Source organism: Leptospira yasudae, assembly GCF_003545925.1.
GTDB lineage: Bacteria > Spirochaetota > Leptospiria > Leptospirales > Leptospiraceae > Leptospira > Leptospira yasudae.
Genome location: NZ_QHCU01000006.1, coordinates 322,688 through 332,959, shown reverse-complemented (window position 1 = coordinate 332,959; position 10,272 = coordinate 322,688). Strand labels below are relative to the sequence as shown.

Annotated in this window: 10 protein-coding genes and 1 pseudogene; 7 read left to right on the top strand and 4 right to left on the bottom strand. The window is 43.0% G+C overall.

Features of this window, described 5'->3' with window-relative positions; all coding sequences use genetic code 11:
• The first annotated feature begins 105 nt into the window (after positions 1–105).
• The 4 genes from DLM76_RS18055 to DLM76_RS18040 are packed head-to-tail and all read left to right on the top strand — an operon-like array spanning position 106 to position 4,450.
• Complete coding sequence (locus DLM76_RS18055; protein WP_118966096.1) at positions 106–1,017, top strand: LA_3334 family protein; 912 nt, start codon at positions 106–108, stop codon at positions 1,015–1,017.
• Between the two features lie 37 nt (positions 1,018–1,054).
• The gene (locus DLM76_RS18050; protein WP_118966055.1) at positions 1,055–2,467 is read left to right on the top strand and encodes an SBBP repeat-containing protein; all 1,413 of its coding nucleotides are present in this window, start codon (positions 1,055–1,057) and stop codon (positions 2,465–2,467) included.
• Positions 2,468–2,498: 31 nt separating this feature from the next.
• Entirely contained in the window at positions 2,499–3,860 is a 1,362-nt protein-coding gene (locus DLM76_RS18045) for a Kelch repeat-containing protein (RefSeq protein ID WP_118966054.1), read from the top strand.
• A 2-nt stretch (positions 3,861–3,862) separates the two neighbouring features.
• Positions 3,863–4,450, top strand: a complete 588-nt coding sequence (locus tag DLM76_RS18040) for a tetratricopeptide repeat protein (RefSeq protein ID WP_118966095.1) — start codon at positions 3,863–3,865, stop codon at positions 4,448–4,450.
• A 239-nt stretch (positions 4,451–4,689) separates the two neighbouring features.
• Here the strand turns inward: DLM76_RS18040 and DLM76_RS22090 are convergent.
• A pseudogene (locus tag DLM76_RS22090) lies at positions 4,690–4,800 on the bottom strand (DUF1564 domain-containing protein); the annotation flags it as partial.
• Between the two features lie 122 nt (positions 4,801–4,922).
• Between DLM76_RS22090 and DLM76_RS18030 the strand changes: the two are divergent.
• Positions 4,923–6,146, top strand: a complete 1,224-nt coding sequence (locus DLM76_RS18030) for an ankyrin repeat domain-containing protein (protein WP_118966053.1) — start codon at positions 4,923–4,925, stop codon at positions 6,144–6,146.
• A 101-nt stretch (positions 6,147–6,247) separates the two neighbouring features.
• Here the strand turns inward: DLM76_RS18030 and DLM76_RS18025 are convergent, their stop codons facing one another.
• Complete coding sequence (locus DLM76_RS18025; protein ID WP_118956940.1) at positions 6,248–6,898, bottom strand: NADPH-dependent F420 reductase; 651 nt, start codon at positions 6,896–6,898, stop codon at positions 6,248–6,250.
• 251 nt (positions 6,899–7,149) lie between these two features.
• On the opposite strand from DLM76_RS18025, the gene DLM76_RS18020 reads away from it, so the two are divergent.
• Together DLM76_RS18020 and DLM76_RS18015 are read left to right on the top strand one after the other, a co-directional pair.
• Positions 7,150–7,659 (top strand): hypothetical protein, encoded by a 510-nt coding sequence (locus tag DLM76_RS18020; RefSeq protein WP_118956941.1) that lies wholly within the window; start codon positions 7,150–7,152, stop codon positions 7,657–7,659.
• 217 nt (positions 7,660–7,876) lie between these two features.
• Positions 7,877–8,692 carry an acyl-CoA desaturase gene (locus DLM76_RS18015; RefSeq protein WP_118966052.1) on the top strand — a complete coding sequence of 272 codons (816 nt, stop codon included), beginning with the start codon at positions 7,877–7,879 and terminating at the stop codon, positions 8,690–8,692.
• 55 nt (positions 8,693–8,747) lie between these two features.
• Here the strand turns inward: DLM76_RS18015 and DLM76_RS18010 are convergent, their stop codons facing one another.
• Both DLM76_RS18010 and DLM76_RS18005 read right to left on the bottom strand, forming a co-directional pair.
• Positions 8,748–9,254 carry a hypothetical protein gene (locus DLM76_RS18010; protein ID WP_118966051.1) on the bottom strand — a complete coding sequence of 169 codons (507 nt, stop codon included), beginning with the start codon at positions 9,252–9,254 and terminating at the stop codon, positions 8,748–8,750.
• A complete protein-coding gene (locus DLM76_RS18005) occupies positions 9,251–10,171 on the bottom strand; it encodes an ATP-binding protein (RefSeq protein ID WP_118956944.1) in 921 nt (306 codons plus the stop codon). Before DLM76_RS18005 ends, DLM76_RS18010 begins: the two co-directional genes overlap by 4 nt.
• Between the last annotated feature and the right edge of the window lie 101 nt (positions 10,172–10,272).

Genomic DNA, 10,272 nt, shown 5'->3' with positions numbered 1-10,272 from the left:
TGACTTATAGAATACTCATTCGCATCGATAATTATATTTAATACTTATAAATTGCGAATCATTGAAATTCCTAAGCTACAATTGTCTCATATAAATCTTTTAAGTATGTCCACCTATCAGTTTTGCCCCCATAAAAGCACGTTATTTGCCCTGGTTCTATTTTCCTCGTGGATTGCCACCGCAACAATTAGCCCCGCCGAAATCGTCCTAAAGGACGGCTCAGCCTTCATTGGTAAACTCCAAGAAGAATCCGACATTCGAGTAAAATTCCTATGGAGAGAAAAGAGTTATGAAATTCCAAGAAAAGACCTTACTTCAATTGATCCGACAAAAAACGGACCTGATACTTCGTATCACTACACTTCTTTTCAATTAAAAGATGGCAGCACGATCAAAGGTATTGTAGCTGAAGATTCAGATAAGGAATTGATGATCAAAACCGATTTGGGCTTTATTCATATAGATAAGAACAAGATTCGATCTTCTGATGCTCCCGAAACGCTAAATCCTGTTTTAAATCCTAAGTATTTAAATACCGGCGATAAAAACTGGAATCACAAAATCGGATTTTCCATTCATGCATTAGCGAATGGCTCTCCCCTTGGAACTTCCAATCCGACTACCTTCGGCGGAGCATTTTATTTGGAGCCTGCTTTTTTTGAACTACTCAAGTTCAGACCAGGCATTCGCGTAGAATACCAAGTATCTAATTCAAATGCATCAAATTACTCTTTTCTAAATCAATTCTTTTATTTCAACCGCTCTTATCGCATTGGAGAAAGTTTAATCTGGGATTTCTATTCTAATATTGGAATCGGTTCATCGACCGTTCAATATTCCGGCAACGGCCAAAAACTTTCGGGAACGAATCCAGCAGTTTATTTTGAAATCGGATGGCAAGGTCTACAAATCAGGTCGGTTGTGTTTCGAACCGGAATTCGTTCAACTTGCATTTTTGAATCCACTGGTCAAGTCTGCAATGCTGGTATAGAATTCGGAGCTTTATTGATTTTATGATTCTCCCTTATTTTAGATCAGGCTTAAGGAGATCGATATGAACAAAATCGAATCAATAATCAGCAAGCTGTTGTTAGTTCTAATCATGATTGGAGTATTTTCCAGTTGTAAAAATGAGAAAAAGGGACCGAGCGATCTTGAGCTACTTTCTATCTTACAATTATTATCAGGTTTCAGTCTTCCAGGACCAAAGCCGGAATGGACTCGAATATTAGGAGCCACTTCAGGAGGGGTCCAAGTTAAATCGATTACTTCCGATCTGAATAGCAATGTCTATATAACGGGCCAAGCAGGTGGCAATGTGGATGGCCAAATCATCACAGGCTTTTATGATCTTTTCGTTACTAAATACAACTCTTCAGGTTCAAAGCAATGGACTCGATTGATGGGAGTAGCCGGAGACCAAACAATCGCGTACGGAATTACATCTGATTCTTCAGGGAATATCTATACAGTCGGAGAAACAAATGGAGCTTTAGACGGAGAAGCGTTCTTTGGAACTCCTGATTTCGCCGATCGTAATTTTTTCATTGTTAAGTTTGATTCCAATGGGAATAAACAATGGACCCGATTGTTAGGTGTAACCGGCTATACTAGCGCTTCATCAGTAACGACTGATTCTCTTGGAAATGTCTATGTAACGGGAACATCAATAAGTGGCCTGGATGGACAAACTTTTTCCGGTGGTGGGGCTGGATATTTCATCGTAAAGTATAATTCTTCTGGAACAAAGCAATGGACAAAATTATTTGCTGGCCCAAAGCCTACCGGAATAGCTTGTGATTCAAATGGAAGAATCTATTTAACAGGCTATACAACTAATATGACCACTATGGATGGAATTTCAGTTAGTGGGTCAAATGACGCCTTTCTAATTCAATTCGATTCAAATGGAAACAAAGTCTGGACGAAACTAACAGGAGCAGCTGAAAAGGATACGCGCTCCAATGGAATTACAACGGATTCTTCAGGAAATATTTATCTTACTGGATCCACAAATGGAAGTATCGACGATCAAATAAAATCCGGTGGTGTATTGGATTTGCTCATTATAAAATTTGATAGTAGTGGTAATCGAGTTTGGACTCGCCAAGTAGGTTTTGCTGGAAATATCTTTGCCGTTTCAAATAAGACCTCTACGGGTATGGGAATCAAAATTGGAAAGGATCCGGAACTCTATGTTACTGGTTTTACAAATGGCAATTTAGACAACCAACCCCATTCAGATCCAACAAGTGATAAACGAAATGTATTCCTTACTAAATACGATTTTCGTGGGAACAAAATTTGGACCTCAATTACCGGGCAGAAAGGATATATTTCCGAAGCCTATTCTATCGCAACCGACCCGCAAGGACACCCTTACTTAACAGGTTATACAAATGGACCTTTAAATGGGGAACCGCTTGCAGGTACTGGATCAAATCTGTTCGTTATAAAATACCAATGAAATTCTCTATCTTTACTTTCGGAATTATCGAATGAAATACACTGTTATTCTCTTACTGTTAATTTTCTTTATTAAATGTGGGCAATCACCTCTCATTGACGGCTCCAATCTTGATACACATAAACTTGATGGCTTTCCTCTCGTAATTCCTGGAGCCACAAGCGCGACTTTCATCTTTAAGTGTAAAGCAGCGTCGTCAGCCGCAGTTGCTTATGGCAAAGGAAGTATTGAAGGAATTATGCCAAGCATTACGAATTCCAAAGATCATATCGTCGTGATCAATAACCTTGAAACTCAGACAAACTACTTCTATTCAGTATTTTGTGGAGATTTACAATCACCTCCGAATCCATTGATGCTGACCTTCCAAACTCTTGTAAGCGATCAGCCCCAGAAAACACGAGGAATTTGGATCATAGGTGGTCTCGGAGCTGGAATTTCTCCTATGGCACAAGTAGATTTGTATGATCCGGTAACAAACCAATGGATTCCGTCAGTTACAAGCATCCCTACTCCTAGGGCTTACTCCAACATCGTTTCTCATCAGAATAAGATCTACGTTATGGGTGGTTTGGTGAAATCAGGAGTAACTTTCGCAGCAGTCAATACCGTAAACGAATATGATCCCTTTAATAATGTCTGGAAAACAATGGCTTCTATGCCTGACACTCATCAGGGTGGAATTGCTTTCTCATCAGGAAACGATATCTATATCATATCTGGAACAACTTCCGCAGACATGACCACTGGAACGCTTGCAAACACGGTTTACAAGTTTACACCTTCCTTAGGAACAAATGGAACCTGGCTAAAGTATGTTTCCAACAGCGCGATCTTCCAAAGAGTAGATATGCCGGGTTGCGCGATACATGATACCTTATTTTTCTCTGGTGGAAGACGAAACACAGACGGCCTTCCATTTAATACTTCGGACGCCTACATTCCAAGTGGAAATACAACCACTTCCCTTGTTGAAGCCACGATTAGCCAGACAAAATACGGAGCCGCAATGGCTTGTTATCGTCCTAATCCAAAGGATGCCTACTCTGCTGATCCAGCCGCTATCTTAATCGCAGGAGGATCAACAACAGCGGATGTGTTCCAGCCCCCTACTTCGGTAACATCTTCCAATACCTTTGATTATAGTTTAGCGACGACCTCCAATTATACAGCGGGAGGACTTTTACCAACTGCTCTTTATTATCCGGCTATGGAAGTCTCATACGAACTCAGAAGAGCGTTTCTTTTTGGTGGAGCGAATCTCACAAATGTTCCGCAGGATAAAGTTTACTCAATGGATTTAGGAAACCCTACAACGACTCCGTGGAGAACAGAGACAATTACCTTGCCGGTTGCACGATACGGTCACAAAGCTGTGATTTTGAGTAGATGAAGATGAAAAATATTTTAGGTTCAATCATACTTTCGCTCGTATTCTACTCTGCTTCTATTTATTCGCAAAGTGCAGATGAGAATTCTTCTTATCAACAGATAAAAGACTTAATTGAATCGAATCGAGCTACGGAAGCGCAATCCCTTTTAGATGAATGGATAAAAATCAATCCGAATGATGTCACGCTTCAATTTTATCAAACTGAGGTTTGGATTAAAGTGGCAGATCAGAAATACAAGGATCGTAAATTCAAAGCTGCTTTCTCTTACTATGAAAAGGCTTTCTCAAATTGGCCGAATAACCCCTCTCTTCGAGCCAGATATATGGAATTAAAAGACAAGAAACTCGTGGATCATGTTTCGTCCTCTTCCATTTTAAAAACTCGATATTCGGGATTTGGCTTTGCATCAAATGAGAACGGAAGCATAAACATTCCTTTTCAAGAAATGAATGAATCTTTAAAACAAATTCGAGATGAAATTCATCTTTTGCAAGAGAAGTCATATCATTTTTATCTTACGTTAGCTTTGATTTCTTTTTCAATACTGCTTCAGTGCTTTATTTTATTGAAGTTAGGATTTCGTCGTTGACCTACACCTGACTATATAAAATTTCAACTCCTTCTTTCTTCGATAATTTAGTAACAATATAAATCATTTTGAGGAACAAGCATGAGCGAAAATCCGACGACAACAATATTCAAAGCTTTCTTAGGCGGCATTTTTCATCCCATCCTATCTTGGTTTATTTTATTTAATATCATATTCAATTATGAAAAAATACTAAAACTAACCTTAGTTATGACAGACAGAATCGCTACGAAATCAGAATCCAATCGGTCCCAATAGGAATAAGGCACTAACAAAGAATCTATGCCCAACGGACCTTCGATCAAAATCGATTCGATTTTTTCACCCGACGAGAACCACAACATTTCCATACGAAGAACGGTTCGCGGAAACGACGTCCCGGTTCAAAATCAAAGATTTTTTTTGAGCGTTCTCTATAGATCGCCGCTCTTCTCCTTGACATCGAAAATTTATTTCTTACTCTATTTCCCCTATGAATCCGACCAAGACCTTACTACTTTTCTTACTTCTATCCCTTCCCCTCTTCGCTGAAACGGGAGAACATCCCAATCATGCGATCGGAGAGTCCTTACTGAAAATTTCCAAACGCGCCAATCTCCCCCAGGCCAGCGTAAGCGGTTCCGGCTATAAAGCGGTCGTTCTTGTGGGAGACGTGGACGGAGACAACGGGCCGGGAACCTTAGGATACATTAAGAATATGCAGGGAGTCGCGAAGGTTCTTAGAGAACGAGGCGTCCAAGTAACGGAATACTACAGTCCGAAAAATTCATGGGATCAAATCAAAAGATCGATCCAAGGTGCAAACTTGGTGTTATATGCGGGTCACGGGGTGGGAAGCAACTTAACCGATTCTCCGTATCATCAAAAGTATGTGGGCGGTTTTGCTTTAAAGGGAAAATTCGTTTCAAACGACGAGGTGGAGAATACTCTCAAGCCCGCGCCGGGGGCGATTGTACTTTTCTTAGGCGCTTGTTTTACCGCGGGCAATATGGCTTATGATATGGGAGTGATCGACGCGGAAGAAACGAAACACAGGGTCTCGATGTATTCCGCGCCTTTCTTAAAGGCGGGCTTTGAAGGTTATTACGCGACATGGGCGCCCTGGACCGCTCAAAGTTTGATCGCAGAGCTTTTCACAGGAAAGAATTTCGGAACCGTCTATGATTCTCAAACCAATCTTGCGGAAGTGACAAAGATCGAACATCCGACCTACTCCAAGGGAAAGTTATTCTTTCATAAAGGAAAACAAGAATCCAGAGTCGTATTCGATTATGCATTCGCAGGGAATCCGAATGCGCGCATCTCCGATCAGGCGAAAGAAGAACCGAAACCTTCCAACAACACGGCGACAACCGCCGCGACCCCGTTGACACCGGAAGAACAGACCGCTAAAAACAACGCGCTCGTCAAAGCCGCTTATAAGAAGGATCTGAAAACTGCAGTCAAATTGTTAAACGAAGGAGCCGATCCGAATACGGAAACGAAAGGCTGGAGAATCCTTCATCTATCCGTTTACTTCGATCTACCCGAACTCGTAAAGGCGCTCTTGGACAAAAAGGCGGACCCGAATCACCAAGTGGACGGTTATACGGCGCTTTCTCTTGCAACGGCTTACGAACGTTCGGCGATCATTCCTCTTCTGGAAGCGGCCGGAGGAACTAAATCAAGATCCGCATCGGCCAAACCGAAACCATAGACTTACAAATTAAAACGCGAACAAATCGGCATTAAAAAACTAACGACTCATAAAAGAACCGGAGCGCTTTTAAGAAACTACCTAAAAAACCGACCGGTCAATCATCTCAGCACTTTGAATGCGTGCGTCCAGGATTGCGATAAAAATCCAGGGATGCACCAAAGAATACAAAGCGGTTCGATCGCACGGGCCGCTTCTACTTTTCCCATATCTTCCGTTTCCCATCCGAATGCGTCCAAGATTTCTCGAACTTGTTTTTTCGCGGCCTCGTCGTTTCCGCAGATAAACATACTCGGAGTTCCTCCTTGCAAGCTTGGATTGACCATCAACCCGCTTCCAACCGAGCTGAAACACTTTACGAAGTTCGCCTTCGGAACCTGTTTCTGAAATTGCTCCATTAGAGATTCATTGTATGTTGTGAAGAATTTCAATACGCCGTTTACGGGAGGTTCTTCCGAAATCGGGTTGGTCGTATCGATCACCGTTTTTCCGGCAAGCGAATCTACTCCGGCCAGTTTCAACACTTCGGATGCGATGTTTCCCTTCGAACAAAGAACCAAAATGTCACCGAAACTCGCCGTTTCCGCAAACGTTCCGATCGAAGCTCCGCTTCCCGCTTTAGACAACCATTCTTTGAGTTTTCCCGGATTTCTTGTTCCGATCTTTACTTCGGCTCCGTGTTTTAAAAATCCGTTTGCCAGCGTCTGCCCTACTATTCCCGAACCTAAGATTCCGATTTTCTTTCCCTTCATGAAGTCTCTCCGATTCAGTTACTCTCCGGAGCATTTCAATAGGATCAAACAAGATTTAAGATCGGCTTTTATTTTTATATAAGACCGCACATCCAAAACGGACACCGTGTTATGCGATCGTCTCAAATTTATGAAAATATTTGTTTCCTAAATTAGGACGGACGTCAGATTGATTCCTTGAATCGATCGGCGACGATCCGATTAAAATCTATAAAATCAATTTAGAGTGAATCTTTGACAAGGAGTCAAAAATGAAAAACCGTTTCCGTTCCGCATGCGCGACCATCGCACTTGTGTTTTCTATCGCGCTTCTTCCTTCTATCCTTTTCGCTGAAGAAGACGCGCATTACATTCAACCCGATGATTTTTTTATCACGAAAGAAGAATTCAAAAACCAGCCTTGGATTCACGTCCATCTCGCAAAACAACTCACCGCTCCTTCTTCAAAGACGAAAAACGAAGCGGAGTTTCTTCAAGTGCACGACGGTAATAAGGTTTGGACGAAATTTTTTTATGCGACCGAGATTGCGAAACAAAGCGATCTTAAAATCGGTACCATCGTAATCATGGCGGACCTCGGAGCCGACGACGGGTATCGCGCGCCGGAAAACAAAGACGAAGCGCGCACCTGCGGCTGGTTCATTGCCAAAGTAACGGACGTTTCCGATCTTTACAAAGGAATCGTTACCGTTTCCGGCGGTTACAAAATCAAAGTGGATGCGATCCGAGTTCCCGTAAAATCGGTTCACAAAGGAAAATAATCCGTTCGCATTTCTTTTCTAAACCAAAGGGTCGAGGTTTCGGCCCTTTGCGCGACAAAAGACATCCATTCGACGAAAATCTCCGGTTCATAAAATAATTCGCCCAAGCGAATCCTTTCACCGAAGTTCTTTCCCCTTCTTTTTTTTCAAATCGCCGCAACTTTTCTGCAACCTAGCCCGGGCAACCTGCTCCTATTTTTCAACAGGAGTTTATTAGATGGCGATCATTCTATCGTTCTTTATCGGGCATTGGTTCTTATCGGCTTTCGCTCAATCGTTCTTTCTTCACAGATACGCGGCGCACGCGATGTTCAAAATGAACAAGTTCTGGGAAAAGTTTTTTTATCTTTTTACCTGCGTGGCACAGGGTTCTTCCTTCTTAAATCCCCGCGCTTACGCGATCATGCATAGACAACACCACGCTTACAGCGATACGGGAAAAGATCCGCATTCTCCCGTTGCATCCGAAGGCTTTTTGGATATGATGTGGAAGACCGCTCTGAATTACGAATCGATCCTGGATCGTAAAGCGAGCGTAGAAAAAGAATTCAAAGGAAATTATCCCGAGTGGCCGGCGATCGACGCGCTGAGCGATTCTTGGACGTTCCGACTTTTCTGCGGAACCCTTTACACGTTATTCTATCTTTACTTTGTTCCTGCGGGACAATACGGCTGGTATCTTTTACTTCCGATTCATTGGCTGATGGGACCGCTTCACGGCGCGATCGTAAACTGGTGCGGTCACATGTACGGTTATAGAAACCACAAAGAAAATCCGGACAACTCCAAAAACACTTTGTTCGTAGACTTTTTGATCGCCGGAGAATTGTATCAGAACAATCACCACGCGCATCCGAATTCTCCGAACTTCGCGTTCCGTTGGTTCGAGTTGGATCTCACCTATCAAGTGATGAGAATTCTTCACATGCTGAGAATCATCAAGATTCAAAGAGCCGTCTGGACGGAAAAAGGCAAAAAAGTCCTTCGCGGTTCGGACGTGATCGTCGATCCGGCATCCACAATCGCAGCTTAAGTTTTACTCCTGATAACCGACCCGCCTTCGGCGGGTCGCATCACGGCATAACCGTTTATTCTATATTTTCCAAATCCTTCAGAACTTCTTCCTCGTAATTCTTTTTCAAACGATCCAGAAATCCTTCCCGCAAAGGAATCCGATCGTTCAGAATCAGGGAAAACAATTCGTTTAACAATTCCCGTTCGTCGAATCCGGTGAACAACCATTCCAACAATTCAAGCGCGAGATCCATTCTTCCTTCGTTCGAGATCATCGTCTTGAATTCCTGTTTGATCTCGTTTCCTTTTTTGGATTTGAGAAGGCCGCGGATTTTTTCGGGATAAAGATTGAGAAGGGTTTGTTTTTTTGCGTTGGGCGTGAATACGAAATTCTTTTTATCGGAAGGCAAATGCGAAAGAACGGCGGCTTCGGCGTCCGCGACGTTTACTCCGTCTTCCTGCAGGGTTTTGAATAGAACTTCTCCGAGTAAAAAATCACGGAACGGATGAAACGGAAATCCTCCGCCCGAACCCGCACCGCTTGTTCCGCCGGTTCCGGCTTCGCCTCCACCGGCGTTCATTCCTTTTCGATCTCCACTTGTTTGCGGACTTTTTCGAAAAGATTTTCCAACTCAGAAGGAGTGAATTCTTTTGTCGGTTCGAACGAACAAAACACGGCTCTATAATATTTGTCCTTGTGGACCAGATAAAAACCCGCTTCTTCCATCAGCGTTCTGAGTTTTGTTTCTCGGGAAGAAGTGACGACTATGGTCACGGAGGAAAGTTTGCTCTTTCTGTGATCGATATGAAAGTAACAGAGGGCTTCTTCCGGATCGAGCCGGTCGATTTCTTCTTTGATCTCGTCGAAACTCGTTACGTCTCTCGGCCCTTTCGGATCGCGATAGTTGATCAGCACGCGTTTGAAGTAATGAACCTTGTTCCCTTCGGGAGTGATCTCGACCCCGTTCAATACCCTTCTTTCGTCGGCGAGTTCCTTCATAAGGAATTCTCCCCTGCCCCGCGAACTTTCTATGTCGAACAGCTCGGAGGAGAAGTCGCCTTTTTTCACGTTCTCGTTGATCTGCGAAAGGGTGTATTTCATCCCCGGCTGCATCTCGTGTTTGAACGACATCTTAAAAAAGGGATTCACAACTTCATTATGTAATTCTAATTCGATTTCCGCGTATTTTCCTTGGCCGTGTTCCACGATGTTCTGCGTGGCCTCGGTCGCGATGATGCGGATCGTATCCGGATCAAGTCCGGCTAACGAGGAATAACGATGTACGAAATTTTTGATCTCGTAGAGGGTTCCCAGACTTTCGTCGATTCTTCCCCGAATCTCGTTCTCCACGATCTCTTCGCGGAAGATTCTGGCGTAATAACGAACGCTCGCCATTCCCTTTTTCAGATAAGGAGAATGCGCCGTGTTCTCTATTTGCCGTTTGAGTCGTTTGTTTTCATCTTCTAATTCTTGAATTCGTTTCTCTTCTGGGGACATAAAGCTCTTTATTTCTGTAACGAGATTTTCACATTCCCGATCGCCAAACCGGTGGATTTCTAAACTAACTTTATATGCTTTGGGTTCAAGTGATAATTCGT

Coding starts and splice junctions, on each gene's coding strand:
- DLM76_RS18050 (WP_118966055.1), top strand. CDS start 1,055: ATGAACAAAATCGAATCAATAATCAGCAAGCTGTTGTTAGTTCTAATC.
- DLM76_RS18025 (WP_118956940.1), bottom strand. CDS start 6,898: ATGAAGGGAAAGAAAATCGGAATCTTAGGTTCGGGAATAGTAGGGCAG.
- DLM76_RS18040 (WP_118966095.1), top strand. CDS start 3,863: ATGAAAAATATTTTAGGTTCAATCATACTTTCGCTCGTATTCTACTCT.
- DLM76_RS18010 (WP_118966051.1), bottom strand. CDS start 9,254: ATGAACGCCGGTGGAGGCGAAGCCGGAACCGGCGGAACAAGCGGTGCG.
- DLM76_RS18020 (WP_118956941.1), top strand. CDS start 7,150: ATGAAAAACCGTTTCCGTTCCGCATGCGCGACCATCGCACTTGTGTTT.
- DLM76_RS18015 (WP_118966052.1), top strand. CDS start 7,877: ATGGCGATCATTCTATCGTTCTTTATCGGGCATTGGTTCTTATCGGCT.
- DLM76_RS18045 (WP_118966054.1), top strand. CDS start 2,499: ATGAAATACACTGTTATTCTCTTACTGTTAATTTTCTTTATTAAATGT.
- DLM76_RS18055 (WP_118966096.1), top strand. CDS start 106: ATGTCCACCTATCAGTTTTGCCCCCATAAAAGCACGTTATTTGCCCTG.
- DLM76_RS18030 (WP_118966053.1), top strand. CDS start 4,923: ATGAATCCGACCAAGACCTTACTACTTTTCTTACTTCTATCCCTTCCC.
- DLM76_RS18005 (WP_118956944.1), bottom strand. CDS start 10,171: ATGTCCCCAGAAGAGAAACGAATTCAAGAATTAGAAGATGAAAACAAA.